The organism is Spirosoma koreense (genome assembly GCF_054777875.1).
This window is the reverse complement of record NZ_BAAHAC010000029.1, coordinates 716,092-740,231: the sequence shown is the minus strand read 5'-3', so window position 1 is coordinate 740,231 and position 24,140 is coordinate 716,092. Positions and strand designations below refer to the sequence as shown.

Below are 24,140 nucleotides of genomic sequence, written 5' to 3'. Positions count from 1 at the left end.
ATTATATTTCTTAGGTATGTATCGCGCTTAAGGAAAAATACTTAGCCGATGTATTACGGATACACGCAAAAAAAATCCCCGGATGGCATGACCATCCGGGGATTCCTAAAGAAACATTCCTGCGAATCAGGTAGCGCAGGGCTACACGGCTTATTGCGCGAACGATTCAGCGCTGTCTACGTCGCTGTTATTGTCGGCATCCAGTTCGCTACCGCTACCCTGCACCACCGATGCGCCGAACGAAAGCTTACCCGACGTGCCATTGGGTGTGATGTTGCCATTCAGCCCAAACGAAAGCTTGTCACCAGCGGCAATCGTAGCGGTAGTCGTCAGAATGTAGAAATTGGCATTGGACGTTCCGTCGAATTGCCACGATCCGTTCTGGACAGGCTGGTTGTTAACCGTTGTTGCATCTGCCTGGAACGTGAATGTTACTCTGGATTGCTTGCTGACATAAACGGTAATCGTTCCACTGGTAGGCGCATCTCCGAGATTGAACACTTCGACGACGGCGGTCAAAGCACGGTTGCCATTCAGGGTAGACGGACTTACGGTCAGACGGGGCGACAGATCGGACGGACTCGAACAGGATGGGTTGGCCTGCTGGAAACCTGTATCGCCGGATTCGTCCGTGCCCGATGTCAGTCTGGGCAGATACGTCACATCGCCACCGCCCGTGATGCTTACTTCCGGACGATGATCGAACCAGTTACAGGTCGCGTCGGTCGTGCCCATCGACGCATTGGTAATGTCGAAACCAGCGTAGACCAAATTCGTGAAGCTGTTGTTGTGGATAACAGCCGGCGAACCGGTATTGGCACTAGCCGCCGACTTGCGAACCACGACCGCATTGCTAACGCCATCGAACTTGTTGTTCAGAATCTGAACCGGCGTTGCATCGGCTTCGTAATCTGGTGCCGAATAGGTCGTATAGGGCCCTCCTAACCAGGCGATACCGGTGTTGTAGCCGCTTACCTCGTTGTTCTGATACACGACGCTGTGAGAGGCTCCCGAACGTGACGTGACCCAGAAGGCTAGCTGCCGGTTTACGTCGCCGGTGTTGCCGGCATTCTCGTTCGTGAACTTGTTACCACTGATGGTGATCGACGCATCCTTGTTATGCCCATTCTCCCAGATGCCCCGGATAATGGCGGGCTGGGTAGCTTTGGGAAGCCCCGTAACTACAAACTGGTTGTTTATGATTTTCAGTCCGTCGTACGCCGTGCCGCCACTGGTTGCGCTCTGAATCCCGACCGTGGTGGCATATTTCGACGTAGCATCTGCGCTTTGGCCGCTACCATCCATGTAGATCTTATTGGCGCTGATCTCGATGTTTTTGCCGAACGTATAGTAAATTCCCAGGTTCTGAATGTCATCGGCCATGGCCTCTACCGCGTTCAGGTCTGCCGGAATCCGGATTTCGTTGTTCGTTATTTTCAGATTATCGTAGGCATCCACCGGACCACCGTTGTTATCCAGATCGATCGATGTGTCGAACCCGTTGAAGGTTAGATTGCTGATCGTCCAGTTTTTGAAGCTGCTCGTTGGCGTGTTGGCATTCAGGAACAGCGGTGTTTCCAGCGAAACCCCCGGCAGGTCGCCCGGTCCCAGGATCGTAGCGCTGCCCAGCGAAGCGGCCGTTATCGTTACGTTTGTGACATTGGTCGGAGCCGTGATGGTATAGTCATCGCCCGTACCGGTATACGAACCGACACCGTCACCGGCTTCACCATTGTTACCTTTTGCCCATTCTGCCTGCGCAATCGATTGGGTCCAGTCAAACGTACCACTCAGGGTCAGCGTCTGGCCACTAACCAGACACCCTACCGCGTTACTCAGCACCCGGTAGTTGTTTTCGGCCTGGCTGACGTTGTTGCCCGGCACCACCGAAACACCCGTCGGTATCTGGAAGCCCAGCGCTGCATCGGCGTCATTGCCGTATCCAAGCCAGTTTTTGTAGAGCACCTTATTTCCACCGTCGACGATGGGCGATGTTCCCGAAGCACCTGCGTTGGTACTCACCGTTGGGCCAACTACGCCACCGTACCAGTTACAGAGCGCGTTCAGCTTGTTGGCGCTGGCGTTGTAAGCGTCGCTCAGGCGAACGGCGGCTACGGTGATAGACTCGAAGGAGTTGTACGAGACCGTCAGCAGATTCGTTGCTGGTAAAGTATAAGGCCCGACACCACCGGCAGAGGTACGGATACCAGTTTCGCTACTGCTGAATTTGTTGTTCCGGATCGCTACCGGTCCAGCGGGCGTGTAGTTTTCGAAGAAGGCAATGCCCGCTCCGTAACCCGCGCCCGAAGCATAGGCATCCCGTTTTGCTTCCTTGAATTCATTGTTCTGGATAACCGCGTTTCCGGCGTTGGCGGCCAGCAGAATACCGATGTCTATTTTCGTAAACTCGTTGTTCTGCACCGACAGGTTATTGGCATCCGCTGTCAGGTTGAGCCATACCGGAAGGCTGTTTGACGAAGGTGTAATTCCACCGATGGCCGTCTCCGACGTAAATTTGTTGTTGGTGGCCGTCAGCGCTCCGTGACCGATGAAGATGTGGGAAGCGCTCCCGTCGTTCGTACCCGCGATTGCTTTGAAATAATTGCAGTTCAGGTTTACCGACCCCGCGTTCGAATACAGGTTGTTCTGGGCGGGAATGAAGTCCAACTCGAAGACCGAGTTGTTGATTGTCAGGTTCTGGCCGTAGTCGTTCAGATAAGCCACGCCCAGACCATCAATTTTAAACCCGTTGAATGTGACGCTCACCGGACCGCTCAGTGAAATCAGGCCCGTTGCCGTAGCGGGGGCTACCAGAACGGTTTCGGCCGTTCGGGTGGTCGTACCGCAAACGTCCCGGTTGGCACCTTCGAAGATCAGATTCTTCGTGATCGACAAGGTTTCAGAATATGAACCGGCATCTACCCGGATCACATCGCCAGGCTGGGTAGCCGGATCGTTGATAGCGGCCTGGATAGTACCGAAGTCTTTCGAGCGCGTGATGTTGTGCACCGGTGATGCACAGCTACCCGGCACCGGCTGGAAGCCTGCCGCTGGGTCGTTATCCGTTCCATTGTTGAGGAAGGGGACGTAGTTCTTGCCGGCCGCTTCTTCCCCGGCTATATAGAGGGTAGTGGCGGGGGCGTTACCACCGAACTGTGAGGTGAGTTGATCAGTATAGCCCGGCACGCTTACAGTACCGACCGTGGTAGTCGGTGCCGCTCCGTACCAGTTACAAGTCAGATCCAGCGTACTGAAGTCGCCCACGTTGCCCGCTGGTGTGCCAGAACTACGCTGAAAGGTGATCTGGCTGTACCAGTTGCCGCTGATATTGTTGTTACTGATCTTCATGCCGGGTGCGCTGGTCGGACCCTGGTCGAAGTTGAAGAGGAATCCGTGGGTGAAGTTGCCCGTAATGAAGTTGTTTATAATCTGAACGTTGTCCAGCGGACCAAACACCTGAAAACCGGTACGGTTGGCTCGAATGGTAGAGTTTTTAACAACCGTGTTCTTAGTGTTGTGCAGGTAGACACCGTTGCGGTTGTCTACTACCAGTACATTATCGACTGTCAACCGGTCTTTGTTCTCGATGATAAGTCCATAGCTTTTCTGGGACGCATTCCAGCCAGCCTGGTTGCCGCCGTAGTCGCGGGTAACGGTTAGGTTTTTCACCGTCACATCATCGGCATTGACGACAAATGAATAGGGGCTGGCGGCAGCAGTTGCCGGTGTACCATCTTTCAGCAACCCTTTCACAATAGTCCCGTCACGGGATTCGCCCTGCAGGGTAATCGACTTGGTAATAACCACGTCTTCGTTGTAGGTGCCGTTCATTGCCTCAATCACGTCGCCATTAACAGTAATCGGGTCGTTTATTGCCGACTGGATGGTGGCAAAGTATTTGGGGTGCGTTGTGTTTCTGACGGGTGCTACGCAGCTGTTGGGTACGGGCTGAAAGCCTGCCGATGGGTCGTTATCCGTTCCATTATTCAGATACGGAGCATAGTTTTTACCGGCAGCCTCTTCCCCAGCGATGTACAGGGTAGTAGCTGGTGCCATACCACCGAACTGAGACGTAGTCTGAGCCGTGTAACCTGGTACGATCACAGCACCTACTGTTGCGGTTGGCACGGCGCCGTACCAGTTGCAGCTCAGATCCAGCGTACTGAAATCACCCACGTTGCCCGCTGGTGTGCCAGAACTGCGCTGGAAATTGATCTGGCTGTACCAGTTGCCGCTGATATTGTTGTTGCTGATCTTCATGCCGGGCGCACTAGTCGGACCCTGATCGAAGTTGAACAGAATACCATGGGTAAAATTGCCCGTAATGATATTATTGATAATCTGATCATTATCCAGCGGCCCCCAGACCTGGAAGCCTGTGCGGTTGGCAATAACTTCTGAATTCTTGACCACTGAGTTCTTCGTATTATGGAGGTAGACACCGTTGCGGTTGTCCACTACCAGCACGTTATCGATAGTCAGGTTGTCTTTGTTCTCGATAATAATCCCCTCGGTTTTCTGAGAAGCGTTCCAGCCAGCCTGGTTGCCGCCGTAGTCGCGGGTAATGGTCAGGTTTTTAACCGTTACGTTGTCAGTAGCGACGATAATAGTCCGGGCACTGGCGGCAGCCGTCGCTGGCGTACCATCTTTCAGCAATCCCTTCACAATGGTTCCATTGCGCGATTCTCCCTGCAGGGTGATCGACTTGGTAATGAGCACGTCTTCGTTGAACGTACCATTGCTGGCCTCGATGACGTCGCCATTAACGGTAACCGGATCATTGATTGCCGATTGAATGGTGGCGAAGTACTTATTTTGGGTGATGTTCCGAACGGGTGCTGTGCAACTATTGGGGGCCGGTTCGAAGCCGGCAGCATTGCCGTTGCCATCCGTGCCAACCGTCGTATACGGTGCGTAGGTTACCGGGCCGGAAATCTTGGCCGTTATGTCCCCCGGCACGCTGCTACCGTACCAGTTACAGCTCGCGTCGACGGTGGCCGCGTCCAGGTTATCGATCGATTTGGTGCTGACCAGACTATTGTTATGCGCCTGGATACCCGTATTAGGCCCAATCGCATCATTCTGAAGCTTGATCGCCGTGGTATTGCCATCGAGCATATTGTTCAGGATGCTGACACCCGCGTTGCCACCGGCCACTTTGATTGCCGTAGCGCCCGACTGCAGGATGGTGTTGTAGCTGATCGTACTATTGCTCAACCCCAGCAGGTAGACCATGGAGTTGGCGTCGTTGTTGTCGTGGATGTAGTTTTTGGTGAAGGTCAGATTCTGATGGGCATTGGCAGCCGAGGCCCCAAAGATGACCGCCGAATTGGTCGTATGTCCCTTAAACTCATTGTCTTCAACCGTCAGTCCATTGGTAGCTTCCACGTAAATACCTGCCCCACCGGCCGCACCTGCCCGGTTGTTGGCATTGAACAGGTTATGCTTCACCGAGGACGCGCCGTTGGAGGATGGGTAAGCGCCGATAACGTTGTCGGTCAGAATGTTGTTCTGCAGCGCCAGACCGCTGGTCGTTGGACTGCTATAGACCCCTGCGCCGTATGTGCCCCCTGCCCCCGATATCGTAAAACCGTCGATGGTGACGTTATTGGCCGTTACGACAAAGCCGGCATGAGCCCCGTTGTTTCCACTGATGATCGTTTCGGTTGTGCGCGATGCATTTCCCGCTACGCCCACGTTGGCACCCTCGAAGGTCAGGGCTTTATTTGCCGTGATCTCTTCGTTGAAGGTGCCGGTGCTGACGTGGATAATATCGTTAGTGGCTCCATAATCGACCGCCGACTGAAGGGTCGTGAGCGTATTGACGACGTACTGATTACCGGTTTTGTAGTAAACCAGGCCTTTCCGGTTTGACCGCCCCCGGTGATAGATGGTCGTCTCAATGCCGAACAGATCGGCTAGCGTAGACGTGTTGAAGTTAGTACCCGTGAAGGTCGATGAACTGATGTCCAGCCGGAATGTGTTATCGACATTGCTCAGGTTAATGAGGCCATCGAGCGGGCGATAAAAGGTGTTCGCGCCCAGGGTATGCGCCCCGCTGGTGGGAGTTGCTCCACCAAACGAAATGTCCGTACCGTTTGGATTGAAGGTGTTGCCCGAAATGTTGACCCCCGGGTTATAATCGTCCAGATTCAGGGCCGACCGTATTTTCTCGAACGTGTTGCCCGTCACATTCACCGTACTGGCTGAGCCATTGATGTAAATGCCATTGTTCCAGGTAACGTGGTTACTAAATAAGCCGCCCGTATCTGAGCCCGTAAACAGGTTGTTCGCAATCGTTTTTACCCCGCTTCCCGATGAGGTAACGATGGCACGGACCGTCTGTCCCGGTGTGGTACCAACCCGCTCCAGTTTCGAATTCTGGAATGTTACCGGCGTTTCGCCCGCCAGTTGAATAATATTCTGGGTGTTATTGGTCTGGTAAATATGAAACCCGTCGATAACTACGTTGCCCGTGCCCGACACGCTGATCGTACCGTCGGCCAGCTTTGCTTCCGTGGCCCGAGATCCCGACGTACCCGCTACACCCGCATTAGGACCGCTGATGGTCAGCGATTTCGAGACGGTAATGTCTTCCGAATAAGTGCCCGGATCGACCTTGATCGTGGCACCCGCCTGGGCTATGGCAATGGCCTTCCCAAGGGTCAGAAAAGGCGACTCCTGCGTTCCGGCGTTATTATCATTCCCTACAGCGGTAGTAGAACCGCCGTCGGCGATGCTGTTGTCATTAACCCATAAGGTAGTTAGGGGAGTAACTGTACCGTTGATCGTAAAATCATCGATGGCCGTGTTGGACGTTGTCCCTCCCGCATTATTGACATATACCAGCGTTACAGTAACCGTACCCGCCAGATTCGAGGCTGCAGCGGTCTGAGTCGTACTGGAGGTTGACGTTTTAATCAGAAAAGGAGAGCCATAATCGGCGCCATTAACCTGCAGTTTGTACGTTGCGTCGACGGCAAAGGTTCTGTGTTGCAGCGATACACTGCTTATCGCCATGGAATACCCTTGTGCTACAGTCAGGGTAAGGGTAAACGTAGCGGCATTCGTGTTGCCCAGGGCATAGTCATCAGCTCCGTTGAAGGAGGATCTACCGAACGTACCCGCACCCGATGTCCACTGGGAGGAGACAATATTGGCGTTCAGCGCAGTGGGGGCTGCTGTCATGGGGCTGCCCGGCGGATTCGAAAGGTTATTGAAATTATGCTGGTATACCTGCGCCCTGGCTGTGGATGCCCATACTGTTGTCAGCAGAAGCAAAGCGTAACAAATACGTCTAGTAAAAGAAGTTTTCATAGCGTAAGGGTTAGATGTTGCGGCTTCCTGAGCAGCGTCAGCAAACCGGGGATGTAAGGTAGCCGTCCTGTTGAATAGTCGGCAGAAGGGAAATAAAGGGTACGCATGCTTCATGAAATTGTGGATTAAGTGAAAAGAAATTAGATTGGTATAGACGGAAGAAAGCTTTGCTATAGGTGTTAATTATAAGTTTTGAATACAAGTATTACTTGTTTAGGTCATATTGGTAACAAAAGAGCTTTGAAGGCACATAATCATAAATTGGAGAGGAGGGTAAAACGAGGATATATAAGTAGATCGTAATTATTAATTACTGCTAATTAAAACACTAAAATTTTATTTAATTTATTGATTTGAATTTGAACATCATTACCCTAAAACTATCATGTATACAAAGCATAAGTTAATGATTATCAATCATGTATACGATTTCATTCTAAGCTATAAAATTATGTTATCATTAAAATTTATAATATAGTATTTGTTAACAAAACTTATAATTCTATTAAAGAATAATGGCTGTTTGCTTAGTTGAAAAATCGACAGAATTTCGTCCGCTTTTTTTATGGATATATGGCTTATCTCGATAGATATTTTTTTCATCGATGCCTAAACTTATTAGATAGACTACCACAAATCAGCCGTATCGGGGTCGTGTTCAATAAGGATAACGAAACCCACTTCTGGCAACTGCCAAACATTTTTTGAAGGAAGCTTGCGCCACTCCTTCAGTTGCCGAAATAACCCGACTAATTCCCTGCCAGGTCCAGAGCGATTTACGGTTTGTCGGACGAAAGGCCGGCTCTTGTCTTTACCCATACGCTTGGGCGTAACCAGCATATTGACGAAACTAACGAACGAGGCTGTTCGCGACCGGCTACAAAGTCAAATCAGACGTAAGGGAGCAGGCATCGATACGGACTGAATAGGAACGGTGCAATTAGTGAACTACTTTCTCTTTTCAATCTACACACTCATTCTACCGCTTCCGAGTTCGAACGACTGCCGAAAAAAACTCCTCAAAAAACCTCAATTATCCTCGAAAAAAGTCAAAAAAGGCAGTTTTTCAGGTTGGTAATGCACAGTCAAATTCTATCTTTGCGAGCAGTTCACGTTTCTAAAACCTTACTTAATCGCATGAATTACAGTGTCTATCTGGTTCCCCTGTTGGGTGTTGTTGGCCTGCTGGTGATGTTTACGAAGTTTATGTGGGTTTCGCGCCAGGAGGCAGGCGATGCCCGGATGCAGGAAATTGCCGGATATATTGCCGATGGAGCCATCGCTTTTCTCAAAGCCGAGTGGCGTGTGCTCACGTATTTTGGAATTATCGTAGCCATTCTGCTTGGTTATTCGGGTACATTGGTCGAAAACTCGAGTCCGCTTATTGGCTTGTCATTCATACTGGGCGCTTTCCTTTCAGCGCTGGCCGGCTACATCGGTATGACGATTGCCACCAAGGCAAACGTTCGCACGGCCCATGCCGCCCGCACCAGTCTGACCCGCGCCCTCGACGTATCGTTTACGGGCGGCTCGGTTATGGGTATCGGTGTGGCCGGACTGGCGGTACTGGGCCTAAGCGGCTTGTTTATCATCCTTTATCAGCTTTACGTAAGCCCTACAGGTGATGTAAATGGCCTACCCATGGAGCGAACCCTCGAAGTGCTGGCTGGCTTTTCGCTGGGTGCCGAATCGATTGCGCTTTTTGCCCGGGTAGGCGGTGGTATTTATACCAAAGCTGCCGACGTTGGCGCCGACCTTGTTGGTAAAGTAGAAGCGGGTATTCCCGAAGATGATCCGCGCAATCCGGCTACCATTGCCGATAACGTGGGGGATAACGTAGGCGATGTAGCCGGTATGGGTGCCGATTTGTTTGGCTCGTATGTCGCTACGATCCTGGCTACGATGGTTCTGGGGCGCGAAATCCGGATTCCGGCAGACGCGAATATTTTCGGGCATGCGCCGATCGTACTGCCGATGGTGATCGCTGGTCTGGGTCTGATCTTCTCGATCATCGCTACTTATTTCGTACGGGTAAAAGACGATAACGGGAGTGTACAGGGCGCTCTGAATCTGGGTAACTGGGCGTCTATCGCGCTGACGCTGGTGGCATCGTACTTTCTGGTGACAAGCTACCTGCCCGATGTTACAATGGAAATTCGCGGGGTGGAATTTAACCGTATGGACGTTTTCTACGCCATCGTTACCGGTCTGGTGGTTGGTGCTCTGATGTCGTCCATTACGGAATACTATACGGCTATGGGGCGTCGGCCGGTACTGTCCATCATTCGCCAGTCGGCAACGGGTGCGGCTACTAACATCATCGGCGGCTTGTCGGTCGGGATGGAATCGACTGTACTTCCTATACTGGTGCTGGCCGCCGGAATTTACACGTCCTACCACTTCGCGGGTCTGTACGGAGTAGCCATTTCGGCTGCGGGTATGATGGCCACAACAGCCATGCAATTGGCTATCGATGCCTTCGGACCCATTGCCGATAATGCCGGTGGGATTGCGGAGATGAGCTACCTGCCCGAAGAAGTGCGGGGTCGTACCGACATTCTGGATGCAGTGGGTAACACAACCGCGGCAACTGGTAAAGGCTTTGCCATTGCGTCGGCGGCTCTAACGGCGCTGGCACTGTTTGCTGCCTTTGTCGGTATTTCGGGAATTTCAGCCATCGATATTTATAAAGCCGATGTGCTGGCCGGGCTGTTCGTAGGGGCCATGATTCCGTTTATATTCTCCTCGCTGGCTATTGCCGCCGTGGGTCGTGCGGCCATGAAAATGGTCGAAGAAGTCCGCCGGCAGTTTCGCGAAATTCCGGGTATTCTCGAAGGTACGGGTAAACCAGAGTACGATAAGTGCGTGGCCATTTCGACGCAGGCGTCCATCCGCGAAATGGTCCTGCCAGGCGCTATAGCGCTTACGGTGCCGGTTATTGTCGGATTTATCTTCGGGCCGGAAGTGCTCGGTGGCCTGCTGGCTGGTGTAACGGTTTCGGGCGTGTTGATGGGTATTTTTCAGAACAACGCCGGTGGCGCCTGGGACAACGCAAAAAAATCATTCGAAAAAGGAGTGGAGATTAACGGGCAGACTTATTATAAAAAGTCAGAGCCGCACAAAGCGTCGGTAACGGGCGATACCGTTGGTGATCCGTTCAAAGATACATCCGGTCCATCCATGAACATCCTGATCAAACTGATGTCGATCGTGTCGCTGGTCATTGCTCCCTACATCGCTGTTCAGTCGTCGGATACACCAGGCTACAAGCTGGAGGGGAAAGAAGCCGCCGGTACGGAGGTTCCGCTCGAGGAGTCGACAGCCGCCGACAATAACAAGGTTAGCACACCTAATGCGAAGCTCGGCCAGTTCAGCCTTCAGAAGCTGACGAGTGGGGTTGAACTGAATATTCCTGAGTTTGGAGTCGAGAATAAACTGCTGGGGTTTATCAAAAGCGACAAACCCGTCGATAAGGAAACCTGGTTCGACTTCGACCGGCTAACTTTCGAAACGGGCAGCGCTACGTTGAAACCCGAGTCGCAGGAGCAGTTGAAAAATATTGCCGAGATTCTGAAAGCCTATCCCGCCGTAGCGATCAAACTGGGCGGTTATACGGATAATACCGGACCAGCGGCCGGCAATCTCAAACTCTCGCAGGACCGGGCGAATTCGGTGCGGGTCGAACTAGAGAAAATGGATATCGACAAAGGTCGCCTGGAAGCGGAAGGGTACGGGCAGGAACACCCGGTGGCTTCTAACGATACGGAAGAAGGCCGGGCGCAGAATCGCCGGATCTCGATACGGGTGACGAAAAAATGAGTTGTTGATCGGAAGGCTGTTTGCGCTTTCTATACTACTTGAGAAGAGGAAATTTTGAACAGGTTCTACACAAAAAAGGCGGCTTTTCATGAAAAGCCGCCTTTTTTGTACCCAGTAGTTGGTATGAAAATGCAGTTAGGCCGCAGAATTAGTTGCCTAAAGCGTTGTATATCAATAATTGGTTCGTCGTGACGACCCGATCGCCGGGAGCCAGCCCACCGGCCAAATACGTTTTCGGGCCGATAGTTTTGTATATGTCGACTTCCCGAACGATGGGCTGATTCTCTTTATTGACGGCTACGACAAAATTGCGGTTCTTGTCGAAGACAACGGCTTTAGCCGGAATGGTCGTCCGCTGATCATGGCCAGCATACGTCACGCTTACGTTTGCAAACATTTCGGGCTTCAGTCGGTAATCGGCATTATTGAGCGTAACCCGTACTTTCAGGGTTTTGCTGTCGGCATCCAGCACGTTGAAAATCTTGTCGATCCGGCCGTGGAAAATTTTATCGGGGTACGAAATGGTGGTGATAGTTGCCGGGTCGCCTTCGTGTACATTAGCCAGATCTGACTCGTAGACATTAGCTAACACCCAGACCCGATCCAGATTCGATACGGTGAATAGGTTCTCCGGATCATCGGAGCGAAGTTCCATACCTTGAGAAGCGGTTTTTTCTACGATAAAACCACTCATTGGTGCTTTTACCAGGTATACGGAGCCATTGCCGCCGACAATTCGCCGTCGCTCAGCTACCCGGTTCAATTCGCCCTTGGCAGCCTGGAGTTGTTCCTGGCTGGCAACCAGTTCGCGCTGGGAACTAAGTCCCGCTTTGGTCATATCTTCCGTTACCTGCTGATTTTTCTGGGCTACGGCCAGTTCGCCCCGGGCGGCAACGGCCTGCTGCTCAAGATCGGCCAGATCGCCCGAACGAATGACGGCGAGAATCTGCCCTTTTTTTACGTAGTCGCCCAGGTCCGCTTTCAGGGTTTCGATATGGCCACCGACCAGCGGGAACACTTTGACGACCTGATCCTGGTTGAAAGTGATTTTGCCGGTCAGGTTCAACTCATTCTGAGTTTTTTCCAGTCGGGCGGTATCGAAGGTTGCCGTTGCCAGCAGATTATTTTCATGATGCCCCTTGGCCGTCGGCTGTTCATCTGTTTTAGCCGCGCTCCCACAACTCATCGAGCCGCCCAGCAGGCACAGGCAGACCGAAGCGACTAACCCCTGATGGCGTAGAAGCCTGGCTACGGAACGGTTATTTTTTTGAACGATCATGTTTGATAAGCTTTCCTGTAGACCCATTAAGTACTTTTCACTAGCCGGCTTCCGCCAAGGGCGTAGCCCGCCGGAAGGCCAAATGAACGAGTGCCTTTGCATAAGAATTTATTTCCCTGACAAAGGTCTCAAATGGCAGTTAAAGGCTTCTTAAACAAGAATTAAAAGACGATTAAACCCATACCAAAGCAAAGCCCTCCCCGGATGACTATCCAGGGAGGGCCTTTTTTCAAGAACGTTGAGTATGTAAGAAAATTGGAGTAGCTGGGTACTTATACCTAGCTGACTTTAGCAGATGACTTGGCATCGTCGACACCGGATTTGGCATCGTCGGCTAATTGGTCTACTTTATCGTTGTATTGATCTTTAAACTCTTCTTTATTTTTGTTGAGAGTAGCCTGAGCCTGATCTTTATACTGATTGTATTGCTCTTTCGCTTTGTCGGTATACTCACTTACCTGAGTTTTCGCTTGCTCAAAGCCTTCTTTTACCTGAGAAACACCTTTCTCCCATTGATCTTTCAGATCGCCTGTTCGTTTGTTCGCTTCTTCGGTTAGTTTGTCGCGGGTTTCTTTGCCACTGCGTGGGGCTGTTAAGATGCCGATGACAACTCCGGTGATGATACCGGTCAGAAAATCTCGTGTGCTTCTCATTGTTTTTTGTTTTTAGGTGAGTCTTTTACGTGTAGTTATTGGTAAACTATTGCTTGGCCTTCCGTTTTGCCTGACCAACGAGGTCACTGGTTTTATCGGCGGCCGCATCAATATAATCATTGTACTGGCTCTTGATGTTGTCCAGGCCGGATTGTAATTGATCCTGAAGATCTTTAAAGAATGAATCCGACTCCGAGGAGATGCGTTTGCGGGTCTTCTTACCGCTTTCTGGAGCCAGAAGAATACCGATAACTGCGCCAAATGCTAACCCCACTAATACTCCGGGTAGTGATTTCATGATTTCTAATCGTTTGTGAATGATTGACTATACCAATGTTGCGAATAGGCTAGAAAATACTGTACCATTTCTCTAAAAATAGTGTTAATCTTCTGTTAGTAAGATAATTAACTACAGGTTGCCCGCTGATTTTACTAACGACTTATGAGGATTTTTTTCTACAGAGCGTCCACAGTTTACGCCAGCTGACTGCCCCATACTGTAGAACCGGCTGTACTGATGAGCAGAAATCGTTAGCGTTTACGACAGCCTGGTCGGGTCATCGTCACTAATCGACCAAATAAAAATCCCCGCGCTCAATCTGGCGCAGGGATTCCGTACCCACCGTAACTTGTACTTAACCTAAAATGAAGTTCTGCAGGTCAACCTGCGCCTAACCGTGTTAGGAATATCGAGTCTGCAACTGTGTAAGCGCTGCAGGATTATATTTCTTGTTCGTTGTGTCTTGCCCTCAAACGCCACGACCCTGAATGAGACGCAGAATGATCGCAATCACTGCAATAACCAGCAGGATGTGAATCAGACTACTGCTGGCGATACCGGTTCCCAAGACACCTAAAAAACCCAGGAGCCAAATGATAATCAATATGACAGCAATCGTGTAAAGGAGGTTTCCCATGACTATATTGAGTAAATCAGAATAAGCTATCTCGCAATCGACAATTCTATTAGAAAAAGTTGTGCCAAACGTCGTAAGAAATCGTCATAAATTCGGCGGCTGCCTCTATACGCTTGTAAATGAGGTCTTAAATGGTATGGATGCCTGAATCAAGTAATCGCAACTAGCTAACTTATCTGTGCTGAAAAGTGTAGATTAAATTCTACAGGTGTAGAATTACCGTAGAAAAAAGACGCATAATCCAGAGGAATAATATACATACGATTTATAAGAGAACATTCGCAAGTGGTTAATATACCGAGCTTTACTACGTATAACTACCTGATTTGGAATAACCCTACAGTTTCGGCATCATATTTTGTACAGAGATCGTGTAGCGTGAACACACAAGTAACGAACACTAGCCGTGGTGAGAATGACAACAGGGGTTAGCGCGGGACAGCCATACAGACCAGCCGTAATGAATACAGCAACGCTTGCAAAACGCGTGTTGATAGTAGATGATGAAGCTGATATTTGTCTACTCTTATCGGGATTATTACGACGCCTGGGCTACCAGCCTACCTGCGCCCATTTTATAGAAGAAGGTCGCCAGTGTCTGAACACACAGCGATTTGACGCTGTTTTTCTAGATCTGAATCTTCCTGATGGTCTTGGTTTTGACCTCCTTCCCCATATCAAAGAGGACCAACACGAAGCCAAAGTAATTATGATCAGTGCCTTCGATGGACAGGCCGAACGCAGGCGGGCAACGGAGCAGGGAGCCGATTATTTTATTGGTAAACCCTTTACCCGGCGATCGGTCGAGATGGCTTTGCAAACCATTCAGGTTTGAGTAACTTTGTTCATACAGCCACCAATAGGCATATTCATAAGTGCATACTTGCTGAGCATGGGCTGTCTGAGTAAGTGTACTCCTCTTCATGGAAAAAATTCTGATCATTGACGATAATAATGATATATGCCTGCTGCTGGAGCGTTTTCTGAGTAAGCAAGGGTATAAAACCGCGTCGGTACAGCGGGGCGACGATGGGCTTGCGCTGTTACGTCGGGAAGCATTTGAACTGGTTATCTGCGACTTTAAACTTCCTGATATCGACGGCCTGGAGATGCTTCGCCGAATTAAGGTCATGCATCCCACAACGGCCGTTATTATTATTACCGGGTATTCCGATGTCCGGATGGCCGTGCAGACGGTAAAGCATGGCGCCTATGACTACGTAACCAAGCCGCTTTATCCCGACGAAATCCTGTACACGATCAAAGCGGCCCTTGAACGACGTATGCAGGCGATGAATCAGGCCAAAAGCACAACGCCTTCTACTCCCTCAACAACCAAAGCCACAGCAACCAAATCGGCATCGGCCAAAGCCAGTCTGGCTCCCGATGGAAAACGGTTTATTTTCGGTAGAAGCCGCGTAGCGGAACAGCTTCAGGAACATATCGATCTAATCGCGCCCACCGACATGTCGGTCATTATCACGGGCGAAACCGGCACCGGTAAAGAGTTCGTGGCCAATGCCGTTCATTTAAAAAGTAAACGGGCCGATAAACCTTTCGTCGCGATCGACTGTGGTGCTCTAAGCAAAGAGCTGGCCGGTAGCGAGCTCTTCGGACACGTCAAAGGCTCATTCACCGGGGCTATGTCCGACAAAGCCGGTAGCTTCGAATTCGCGAACGGCGGCACCATTTTTCTGGACGAAATCGGCAATCTTTCCTACGATAATCAAATCAAGCTGCTTCGGGTGTTGCAGGAGCGAAAAATTCGTCGGATCGGTAGTAATCAGGATATTCCCGTCGATGTACGGATCATCGTAGCGACCAATGAAGACCTTCGTGAAGCTGTTCGTCAGGGAAAGTTCCGCGAAGACATATACCACCGAATCGCTGAATTCGAGATGCACCTTTCTCCCCTTCGTGAGCGAAAGGCCGATATAATGATCTTCGCTGATCATTTTCTGGAATTAGCTAATCAGCAACTGGAGAAAGACATTCTGGGCTTTGAGGAAGACGTCAAAGAGAAGCTGAAAAACTACTATTGGCACGGCAATCTGCGCGAATTACAAAACGTGATCAAGCGGGCCGTACTGCTGACGAAAGGGGATTATATCGAAGCCGATGTGCTGCCTCAGGAAATTGTCTCGCCCCAGTACTTGACGCCGAGTGATGCGGGCGTCGAGAATGTGCAGATCAACTACGATCCTGCCAGACCTGGTGTACCGGTGTTTAGCCAGTCGGCAGCCAATTTGAAATCGGTTTCTGAAAATGCCGAACGGGCAGCTATTCTTAAAGTGCTGGAGAAGACAGGTTACAACAAGACAAAGGCGGCCGAAGTGCTTAACATCGACCGAAAAACGCTCTACAACAAACTTAAAGCATACGATATACACCTGTAAAATAAATGCATTGAAACGAAGAGGGCGATAAAGCTAACGTAGCTTTATCGCCCTCTTCGTTTTTGCTGACGCGTTGGTTAGTTCAGGCTGAGGCCAACCGAGAGCAGACCGACACTGTTTTTAGCATTGCCCAGCAGCGTGCGGGCCCCGCCACTTTCGGCAATTCGCTGTAGCCCCTGTTCATAACGAGCGCCGATAAAGGCTTTCCCAAAATACAGGTTCAGACCACCCGCCAGACCGTAATCGATTTTGTTGAAGTTATCCCGATTGATGGCCGACGACCCGGTGCCGAAATCTCCATTCGTATTGATGTTGGAATTGAGCAGATACGATACATAAGGACCTGCCTGCAGTTCTACCGCCTTGCCTAATTTAAACGTAGCCAGTACCGGTAACTCGGCATAATTCAGTTTGAAGGTATTCCGGCCCTGAAAGCCGACAAAGTTATAATCGGCTGAAGCGCCTTTGGTCATGTAAAGCAATTCGGGCTGAATCGCAAAAAATTCGCCGATGGGTGCCTGCGCAAATACGCCTACGTGGAAACCGATGCGCTCGTTCTTGTTTGTAGCCCCCTGACTATCGTAGAACAGCGAACTAGCGTTAAGACCACCTTTTATTCCCGTACGTACAGTGCCCTGGGCCATTGAAACAGCAGGATTCAGGCTCCATAAAATGACCGATAAAAGCGTAGCGGCAATGAATGTTTTTACGTATGTTTTCATAACACAGAAATGAGTTAATGGCAAATTTCCTAAAGCAGGTCTGCCACTTAATAATGTGTTAAATTCGTGCCAAATCCCCTTAAAACGCTCTGAAAAGGCCTATCTTATTGGATTATACGGGTTTTGATGATTTTTCTGAATTCGATTGCCTACTTATTAATGGTCAGCTTTTGGGTAAAAAAATCCCCAATTTGTAGACGCTCACAAACTGTCTCTCCTGGCAAGAAGCTACGCAGAACGCTCAGATTGAACAACGGCTATAGGGCCAGCAAACTGCTTTCTACACCAGGTATAAAGTTTGGAGGGAAGATAAAGCGAAGATGAGTAGGCGTATCGATCAATAAATCAGTTGTGAATGCAGAATGATCGGATAACCACGGCCAGTTCTGATTTAACCATAATTTATTGTCTATAAAAGAAATATAGTTTATGGTTTTTAGCTATTTTTGAACGAAGCAAATTCTTGTTGATCTACCGTAATCTCGGAAGGAACATACGCACCGTTTGGTTAGTGAACAGCCCAGCGTGCCCCAACCACTTCTGATCGTTTGTACTTACTAATTCTATGCACCGTAAGCCTGCGTCTGTGACCATCCTGATAGCCGATGATGATATAGACGATCGGTTATTTATGGATAGGGCACTCCGACAGAGTGGCTATAGCCAGGTTATCCAGTTTGTTGAGGATGGCGAAGAGTTAATGCACTACCTCCGTCGGGAAGGTCGTTATAATGAGCACAATGCACCCTGGCCTGACTTATTGATTCTGGACCTGAATATGCCCCGAAAAAATGGCCTGCAGGCGCTGAGCGAAATTAAAGAGGATCCGATCCTGCGTCGGTTACCGGTGGTTGTTATGACTACCTCATCGGATGATGAAGATGTGATGAAAAGCTACAACCTGGGCGTCAATTCATTCGTGACAAAGCCCTTTAATTTCAATCGGCTGGTTGAAATGGTCGGTGCCCTAAAAACGTATTGGCTGGATACCGTTAAATTGCCTTGAGGAAATGCCGATTAATCTTCTGCTGCTTACCACTCACTGACGACGATCTGTCGTTTCGCTGCCTATGATACCCATCACACTCGATGTTATTGAAGAAAAAGAAACCATTCGCGTTCTGCTCATTGAAGACGACGAAGACGACTACCTGCTGACCAAGGCCCTGGTTTCGGCTAAAGAAAATAGTACGATCAAACTCGACTGGGTCGATAATTACGAGCAGGCGATGACAGCCATCGGGAGCGGCAAGTACGATGTTTTTCTCGTCGATTATCGTCTGGGACCATATACCGGTATCGAGCTGATTCAGGAAGCATTTCGGATCGGTTGCCGGGCCCCCATGATTTTACTCACGGGTCAGGACGACCTGACGGTCGACCAGTCGGCGCTGGAGCTGGGTGCTGCCGATTACCTGGTTAAAGGCCGTATTGATGCTCAATTGCTGGGCCGCAGTATTCGGTATGCCCTGCGTCAGGCCAGTGTGCTAGCCGAAGTAGCTCAGAAGGAAAATAAATACCGAACGCTGTTTGAGCGCTCCATCGATGCGATTTTCGTAACCGACAACGAACTTCACTTTCAGGATGCAAACCCCTCCGTCGAACGGTTACTGGGTTATAGTCGCGAAGAACTTCGCCTGCTGAATCCAGCTCGTCTTTTTGCCGATCTGGATCAGTTGCGCAAGCTACGGTTCAACGTCCGGGAGCACGGCCAGATTAAAGATTTCGAAACTACATTGCTCCACCAGAACGGCCGCAAGCGCATTTGTCAGATTTCCGTCTGGGCGGTGGAAGACCTGATCGGCAAGCCTGAATGGTATCAGGGAATCGTTCGGGATATCACCGACCAGAAGCGCGCACAGCAGGATTTGATTCTGGCCGAAAAACTGAGTATGACGGGTAAAATCGCACGCAGTATTGCCCACGAAGTGCGTAACCCGCTTACTAACCTGAGCCTGGCCCTGGAGCAACTCAAAGATGAACTCGATACCGATAGTGAATACGTCACGATGTTTACGGACATCATCGGGCGCAACGTCGATCGAATTGGGCAACTGATCACCGAAATGCTCAATTCGTCCAAGCCGCGCGACCTTGACCGGAAGAAACAGGATTTCAACGCGGTTGTCAAAGAAACGCTGCGGCTTGTCAGCGACCGTATCAAACTGAAACGGATGCGGCTTGAAACCCACTTTTCTGCCGATGACTGCACCGCTTTGCTAGACCGCGATCAGGTAAAAACCGCGTTGCTCAATATTTTAGTCAACGCCGTTGAGGCCATGCAGGAAGGAAAAGGCGTTCTGATGGTGCGAACAGGTTGTACGGAAAACAACCGGGTATATGTGGAAGTCAGCGACAATGGCGGAGGAATCAGTGAGGCCGATCGTCAGCGCCTGTTCGATCCATTTTTCACCGGAAAGTCGGGCGGTATGGGATTAGGTCTGACAGCTACGCAGAATATTATAAATAGTCATAAAGGCTCTATCGATGTAGAAAGTCAGGTCGGTCAGGGAACGACGTTCCGGCTGTACTTTCCGAAATAGTGTTTCGATTACTTACTACTTGGTTAAAAACCAGCTCCGGCAAGAGCTGGTTTTTTTGTGGAAAAGAGCGGGTAAAAATATCCCCACCTGTTGTCGAATTCCACAGAGTCTGGCAGACTGGCTAAACGAAAAATTTAAACGCATAAAGCTACTTGTTGATAAGTTACTGAAAGACAGTAAGTTGGTAATAGCTGTATTTCGTTGGCTGGTAGCCGTTAGAAAATGGCATAATTAAAGCTATACGATTTGTATATCTGAACTAATCCGTTCTATCGCCATGTGGTCTACAACACACTTTCCGTCTGCTATGCGGTCTCTCAACCCAAGCACCCGAGCTAAAGCGATTGAGATTGCGAATCAACTGCTGGAACAAGGTCGTTTCGACAAACAGCATGTGGTTTCCATGAGTGTGGATGCGGCCCGACGATGGGCGCGCTCCGGGGGACAGATGTGGCCACTGATGGAACAACCCCTTTACGCCTGAAGCTTATCAACTGAATAAACCTACACTGCCATGATCTGGAAAAAGAATATTTACGATTCTCTGACAACCTGCGCTACCGTTTGTAACGAATTTGCAACCGAATGCTCGAATGCCGAAGATATTGAGACTTGGTATCGCAGTATTTTCCTGAGCCTCGACTGTGCCGATATGTGCCGGCATCTGTCTGCGCTTTACGTGCGGGGTTCCGAAAATGCCCGTCTGCTGGCCAAGGCCTGCATCGAGGTGTGCGAAAAATGCGCACAGGAATTAAGCCAGTTTAGTTCGGAGCGTTGCCAGCAGATATATGCGCTATGCCAGCAAACCATCCACAGCTGCATTGCTATCCTGGACATGGCGCTGGTGACCGAAACCCCCAATCCATCCGTGACCCCGGCTTCTATATTCTACGGAATCGACGTACGGCAAACTCTTTATAACTAGTTGATAGCTGACTGCCCGTTTTGAGAAGCTGTCGGGTATTGATTTTATAATAACGTTATGGAAACGAAACCACAGGCTAACAGCCAACTAGAAAAGGTCCGCGATTTGGTCGGCGATATTCGCATGGCGATGATGACGACCATCGACGGACAAGGAAATCTGGTCAGCCGACCCATGGCCGCGCTACAGGTCGATGAAGATGGATCGATTTGGTTCTTTACCAAGCGGTCGTCGCCTAAAGTAGAGCAAATCGAACAGAACGACCAGCGGGTCAATTTATCCTTTGCTTCAGTAAGCGACGCCGACTACGTGTCAATTTCGGGAAGAGCCCAGGAATTGGACGACCGCGCTAAAATCGATGAACTTTGGAATCCGCAGGCTAAGGCCTGGTTTCCTGAAGGAAAAGATGATCCAGAGCTGGTGATGCTGAAAGTACATACCGACATGGCCGAATACTGGAGCGCCAGCGACAGCAAAATGGTTCGGTTTTTTCAGCAAGCCACCGCTGCCATTACGGGTAATCCTCCCAAAATGGGCGAGAACCAAAAGGTATATAACTAATCGGGCTGACTCTGCTCCAGAGCACTCCAGCAAAAAAGGCGAAAGGGACTTCTTACTTCCTTTTCGCCTTTTTTGCTGGAGTGCTCTGGGCTCTTTTCTTATGATTGTTACACAAACAGACACGGGCTGGCAGGTGATCAACCAGCAAGCCCACGGATTACTGGCCGTGCAACTGGCTCTTCACTGGCCATTAGCCAACCGTCCGGTTCACTGGGCAGAGACACTGATCGCGTTGACGGAACACGACGACGGGCAGGATACCTGGGAAGGGCACAACCACTTGACCAAAGCTGGCGGACCGCTCCATTTTCAGATCCTCCAGTATTCGATGGCTCAGTGCCGCAACCTTATCCAGATCGGGTTGCAGAAAAGCCGCTGGAATGCGCTGCTGATGTCGATGCACACCTCATTTTTATACGAGCCCAAACGCGGTACCGACAAAGAGCTGGATACCTTTCTGGACCAACAGACCGCTAACCAGACTCACTGGCGGAAACAGTGGAAGGCCTCTAAAGCCGAAGCTCAGTATGCGTATGCATTCCTGCAATGGTTCGATGCGCTTTCACTGATCCTGTGTATGGAGCAACTGCCGCCCGATGAGCGCCGTCTGGAAGTCAGTGTAGGGCCCGACGGTATCAGCTACTATATCCTGCAACGTCGCAACGGAAGCGTCTGCATCGATCCCTGGCCATTCGATACGGCTGAATTTTCGGTTCATGTCGAAACGTTTCAGCTCCAGCAATTGGTCTTCAAAGACGACAAAGAACTGTATACGTTGATGCAGAGTGCGCCTATCGAGCTGAAAGAATGGAAATTTGAAAAATAAGGTAACGGCCCCCAGAAACTTACTTCCTGGGGGCCGTTACCTTATTTAACGCGCAGCAGCATCGAGGAGCGGGCGGTTACCGTAACCGGATGACCACCCCTGAGCGGCTCATTTTTAGGATAAATCTGTCCTGTGGTTGTGTCCAGAATAATCTCCCATTGCGAATTCTTACGCCCGATTTTAGGCAGCATAAATGGAATATCCTCCCAGTATGCGTTCAGAATCCATAAGAGTTGTTCATCGCCGATGTCCTGCCCATCTTCGGTCTGTTCCTCAATGCGCATACCATCGATGAACAAGCCCAGGCAATGCGTTTCCGGATTATTCAGATCATCGTTGGTAAGCTCACCCCCTTCGGCGTGTAAGTAAGCGACCTGCTCACTTCCGAAGAATTTGCGTCGGCTTAGTAAAGGAATTTCCTGGCGAAGAGCGGTCAACTGGCTCGTAAACTCGAACAGTGCCTGCTGCTTTTCCTGCCAGTGCCAGTCCATCCAGCTTATTTCACTATCCTGGTTATAGCCGTTGTTGTTACCATGTTGGGTGCGCCCGCATTCATCGCCCATTACGATCATGGGTGTTCCCTGACTGAGCAGCATGGTCGTCAGGAAGTTTCGTTTCTGACGCTCGCGCAATTCATTAATCGCCGGATCGTCGGTAGGTCCTTCGGCTCCGCAGTTCCAGCTCAGGTTATCGTTGGCACCGTCGCGGTTGTCTTCGCCATTGGCTTCATTATGCTTGTCGTTATAGCTCACCAGGTCATTGAGCGTAAAGCCGTCGTGGGCCGTAATCAGGTTGATACTATTGGCTGGTGAGCGACCGTCGTTGGCATACAGATCGGGGCTACCGAGGAGCCGGAGGGCGGTTTCAGCCGCCTTGCCACTATCGCCTTTCCAGAAAGCCCGGAGCGTATCGCGGTATTTGCCGTTCCATTCCGACCACCGTACGGGAAAACCACCTACGTGATACGACTGAATATCCCAGGGTTCGGCAATGAGTTTGACCTGCGCCAGAATTGGGTCCTGAGCCACTGTATCCAGAAAGGAGGACACACTGCCCGACTCTTCGTCGGTGCGGATCAGCGTCGAAGCCAGATCGAAACGGAACCCGTCGACATGCATGTCTGTCACCCAATACCGCAGGCTATCCATAACGAGCTGAAGCACTCGCGGATGGCTCAGGTTAAAGGTGTTTCCGGTGCCCGTATAATCCATGTAGTACTCGGGTTTATCGCCTACCTGATGATAATACACCCGATTGTCGATGCCTTTGAACGATAGGGTAGGACCCAACTGGTTGCCTTCGGCCGTGTGGTTATACACCACATCCAGAATAACCTCGATGCCGGCTGCGTGCAGGTTTTTGACCATCCGCTTGAACTCGACAACCTGCTGACCTGCCATGCCAGTAGAGGCATAGGTGTTCTGGGGGGCAAAAAAACCGATACTGTTATATCCCCAGTAGCTTTCGTCCGTGAACTGATGAACGGGTAACAGTTCCACCGCCGTAATTCCCAGTTTTTTAAGGTAATCGATGCTTTCCGGTGCTCCAACGCCCGCATACGTACCACGAATGGTTTCTTTCATGGTTGGATGCAAATGCGTAAATCCTTTTACGTGCATTTCATAAATGACGGACCGGTGCAGGGGCGTACCCGGCGGTGTGTCCTTGCCCCAGTCGAACATAGGGTCGACGACTACGCTTTTAGGAATGGTCGGGCCGCTGTCTACCGGGCTCATCTCCAGGTATTCATCCGTTCCTTCCTCGCTGGAGGTAGGCTTGTGGCGGTCGTATCCTAGCCAGTCGTCATTGTGAGTGATTGGCGCATTGATAGCCCGGGCGTAGGGGTCCAGTACTACCTTATTCGAATTGAAGAAGTGGCCAGCCTGCGGGTCGTACGGGCCTTCGACCCGAAACCCATAGAGCTGACCAGGTTGCAGCCCGTCGAGGTAAATATGCCATACCAGTTCGGTCCGTTCGACCAGAGGAATACAAGCTGTCTGCTGACCAGGATCTTTGGCATCAAACAGGCACAAATTAACAGCTGTGGCGTTTTCGCTAAACAGGGCGAAGTTGACTCCTTCGCCGTCGTAGGTAGCACCGAGCGGATAGGGTTTACCTGGTTTCGACTGGATTGTATCAGAAGCGTTATCTGCTTTAGAAGGTGTGCTCATCGGTAAAACAT

The 24,140-nt window shown here is 50.4% G+C and carries 16 protein-coding genes; 9 read left to right on the top strand and 7 right to left on the bottom strand.

The features are described 5' to 3' along the window. Positions 1-150: 150 nt before the first annotated feature. Positions 151-7,317: a right-handed parallel beta-helix repeat-containing protein gene (locus tag ACYVC2_RS30965; RefSeq protein WP_461109331.1), complete on the bottom strand. Its 7,167-nt coding sequence runs from the start codon at positions 7,315-7,317 to the stop codon at positions 151-153. Positions 7,318-8,454: 1,137 nt separating this feature from the next. Here ACYVC2_RS30965 and ACYVC2_RS30960 point away from each other — a divergent pair. Next, positions 8,455-11,136, top strand: coding sequence for a sodium-translocating pyrophosphatase (locus ACYVC2_RS30960; RefSeq protein ID WP_461109329.1), 2,682 nt, complete (start codon positions 8,455-8,457; stop codon positions 11,134-11,136). Positions 11,137-11,284: 148 nt separating this feature from the next. Here the strand turns inward: ACYVC2_RS30960 and ACYVC2_RS30955 are convergent, their stop codons facing one another. The 4 genes from ACYVC2_RS30955 to ACYVC2_RS30940 all read right to left on the bottom strand — a co-directional run bounded on the left by ACYVC2_RS30955 (position 11,285) and on the right by ACYVC2_RS30940 (position 13,985). After that, complete coding sequence (locus tag ACYVC2_RS30955) at positions 11,285-12,415, bottom strand: efflux RND transporter periplasmic adaptor subunit (protein WP_461109327.1); 1,131 nt, start codon at positions 12,413-12,415, stop codon at positions 11,285-11,287. Between the two features lie 278 nt (positions 12,416-12,693). Continuing rightward, complete coding sequence (locus ACYVC2_RS30950) at positions 12,694-13,068, bottom strand: YtxH domain-containing protein (protein ID WP_461109325.1); 375 nt, start codon at positions 13,066-13,068, stop codon at positions 12,694-12,696. 46 nt (positions 13,069-13,114) lie between these two features. Then, positions 13,115-13,366, bottom strand: a complete 252-nt coding sequence (locus tag ACYVC2_RS30945; RefSeq protein ID WP_461109323.1) for a YtxH domain-containing protein — start codon at positions 13,364-13,366, stop codon at positions 13,115-13,117. A 451-nt stretch (positions 13,367-13,817) separates the two neighbouring features. Further along, the gene (locus tag ACYVC2_RS30940) at positions 13,818-13,985 is read right to left on the bottom strand and encodes a lmo0937 family membrane protein (RefSeq protein ID WP_405518652.1); all 168 of its coding nucleotides are present in this window, start codon (positions 13,983-13,985) and stop codon (positions 13,818-13,820) included. Positions 13,986-14,445: 460 nt separating this feature from the next. On the opposite strand from ACYVC2_RS30940, the gene ACYVC2_RS30935 reads away from it, so the two are divergent. Together ACYVC2_RS30935 and ACYVC2_RS30930 are read left to right on the top strand one after the other, a co-directional pair. Next, positions 14,446-14,820 (top strand): response regulator, encoded by a 375-nt coding sequence (locus tag ACYVC2_RS30935; RefSeq protein ID WP_461109321.1) that lies wholly within the window; start codon positions 14,446-14,448, stop codon positions 14,818-14,820. Between the two features lie 88 nt (positions 14,821-14,908). After that, positions 14,909-16,381: a sigma-54-dependent transcriptional regulator gene (locus ACYVC2_RS30930; RefSeq protein ID WP_461109319.1), complete on the top strand. Its 1,473-nt coding sequence runs from the start codon at positions 14,909-14,911 to the stop codon at positions 16,379-16,381. A 77-nt stretch (positions 16,382-16,458) separates the two neighbouring features. On the opposite strand, the gene ACYVC2_RS30925 is transcribed toward ACYVC2_RS30930, so the two are convergent. Further along, a complete protein-coding gene (locus ACYVC2_RS30925; protein WP_461109317.1) occupies positions 16,459-17,103 on the bottom strand; it encodes a porin family protein in 645 nt (214 codons plus the stop codon). Positions 17,104-17,668: 565 nt separating this feature from the next. Here ACYVC2_RS30925 and ACYVC2_RS30920 point away from each other — a divergent pair. From ACYVC2_RS30920 to ACYVC2_RS30895, 6 genes are all read left to right on the top strand, one after another. Further along, the gene (locus ACYVC2_RS30920) at positions 17,669-18,109 is read left to right on the top strand and encodes a response regulator (RefSeq protein ID WP_461109315.1); all 441 of its coding nucleotides are present in this window, start codon (positions 17,669-17,671) and stop codon (positions 18,107-18,109) included. 64 nt (positions 18,110-18,173) lie between these two features. Then, positions 18,174-19,646 carry a two-component system sensor histidine kinase NtrB gene (locus ACYVC2_RS30915; RefSeq protein WP_461109313.1) on the top strand — a complete coding sequence of 491 codons (1,473 nt, stop codon included), beginning with the start codon at positions 18,174-18,176 and terminating at the stop codon, positions 19,644-19,646. A gap of 307 nt (positions 19,647-19,953) precedes the next feature. Then, on the top strand, positions 19,954-20,130 hold the full coding sequence (locus ACYVC2_RS30910) for a hypothetical protein (RefSeq protein WP_461109311.1): 177 nt from the start codon (positions 19,954-19,956) through the stop codon (positions 20,128-20,130). 30 nt (positions 20,131-20,160) lie between these two features. Further along, positions 20,161-20,571: a four-helix bundle copper-binding protein gene (locus ACYVC2_RS30905; RefSeq protein ID WP_461109309.1), complete on the top strand. Its 411-nt coding sequence runs from the start codon at positions 20,161-20,163 to the stop codon at positions 20,569-20,571. Between the two features lie 57 nt (positions 20,572-20,628). Beyond that, a complete protein-coding gene (locus ACYVC2_RS30900; RefSeq protein ID WP_461109308.1) occupies positions 20,629-21,132 on the top strand; it encodes a pyridoxamine 5'-phosphate oxidase family protein in 504 nt (167 codons plus the stop codon). Between the two features lie 100 nt (positions 21,133-21,232). Then, a complete protein-coding gene (locus ACYVC2_RS30895; protein ID WP_461109306.1) occupies positions 21,233-21,958 on the top strand; it encodes a DUF3891 family protein in 726 nt (241 codons plus the stop codon). A 41-nt stretch (positions 21,959-21,999) separates the two neighbouring features. Here the strand turns inward: ACYVC2_RS30895 and glgX are convergent, their stop codons facing one another. After that, positions 22,000-24,129 carry a glycogen debranching protein GlgX gene (glgX, locus tag ACYVC2_RS30890; RefSeq protein WP_461109304.1) on the bottom strand — a complete coding sequence of 710 codons (2,130 nt, stop codon included), beginning with the start codon at positions 24,127-24,129 and terminating at the stop codon, positions 22,000-22,002. Positions 24,130-24,140 lie beyond the last annotated feature (11 nt).

Excerpts from the sequence above, each read along its gene's own strand:
- ACYVC2_RS30910 (WP_461109311.1), top strand. The coding sequence starts at position 19,954 with ATGCGGTCTCTCAACCCAAGCACCCGAGCTAAAGCGATTGAGATTGCG.
- ACYVC2_RS30935 (WP_461109321.1), top strand. The coding sequence starts at position 14,446 with ATGAATACAGCAACGCTTGCAAAACGCGTGTTGATAGTAGATGATGAA.
- ACYVC2_RS30905 (WP_461109309.1), top strand. The coding sequence starts at position 20,161 with ATGATCTGGAAAAAGAATATTTACGATTCTCTGACAACCTGCGCTACC.
- ACYVC2_RS30920 (WP_461109315.1), top strand. The coding sequence starts at position 17,669 with ATGCACCGTAAGCCTGCGTCTGTGACCATCCTGATAGCCGATGATGAT.
- ACYVC2_RS30965 (WP_461109331.1), bottom strand. The coding sequence starts at position 7,317 with ATGAAAACTTCTTTTACTAGACGTATTTGTTACGCTTTGCTTCTGCTG.
- ACYVC2_RS30915 (WP_461109313.1), top strand. The coding sequence starts at position 18,174 with ATGATACCCATCACACTCGATGTTATTGAAGAAAAAGAAACCATTCGC.
- ACYVC2_RS30955 (WP_461109327.1), bottom strand. The coding sequence starts at position 12,415 with ATGATCGTTCAAAAAAATAACCGTTCCGTAGCCAGGCTTCTACGCCAT.
- ACYVC2_RS30960 (WP_461109329.1), top strand. The coding sequence starts at position 8,455 with ATGAATTACAGTGTCTATCTGGTTCCCCTGTTGGGTGTTGTTGGCCTG.
- ACYVC2_RS30925 (WP_461109317.1), bottom strand. The coding sequence starts at position 17,103 with ATGAAAACATACGTAAAAACATTCATTGCCGCTACGCTTTTATCGGTC.
- ACYVC2_RS30930 (WP_461109319.1), top strand. The coding sequence starts at position 14,909 with ATGGAAAAAATTCTGATCATTGACGATAATAATGATATATGCCTGCTG.
- ACYVC2_RS30900 (WP_461109308.1), top strand. The coding sequence starts at position 20,629 with ATGGAAACGAAACCACAGGCTAACAGCCAACTAGAAAAGGTCCGCGAT.
- ACYVC2_RS30895 (WP_461109306.1), top strand. The coding sequence starts at position 21,233 with ATGATTGTTACACAAACAGACACGGGCTGGCAGGTGATCAACCAGCAA.
- ACYVC2_RS30950 (WP_461109325.1), bottom strand. The coding sequence starts at position 13,068 with ATGAGAAGCACACGAGATTTTCTGACCGGTATCATCACCGGAGTTGTC.
- ACYVC2_RS30940 (WP_405518652.1), bottom strand. The coding sequence starts at position 13,985 with ATGGGAAACCTCCTTTACACGATTGCTGTCATATTGATTATCATTTGG.
- glgX (WP_461109304.1), bottom strand. The coding sequence starts at position 24,129 with ATGAGCACACCTTCTAAAGCAGATAACGCTTCTGATACAATCCAGTCG.
- ACYVC2_RS30945 (WP_461109323.1), bottom strand. The coding sequence starts at position 13,366 with ATGAAATCACTACCCGGAGTATTAGTGGGGTTAGCATTTGGCGCAGTT.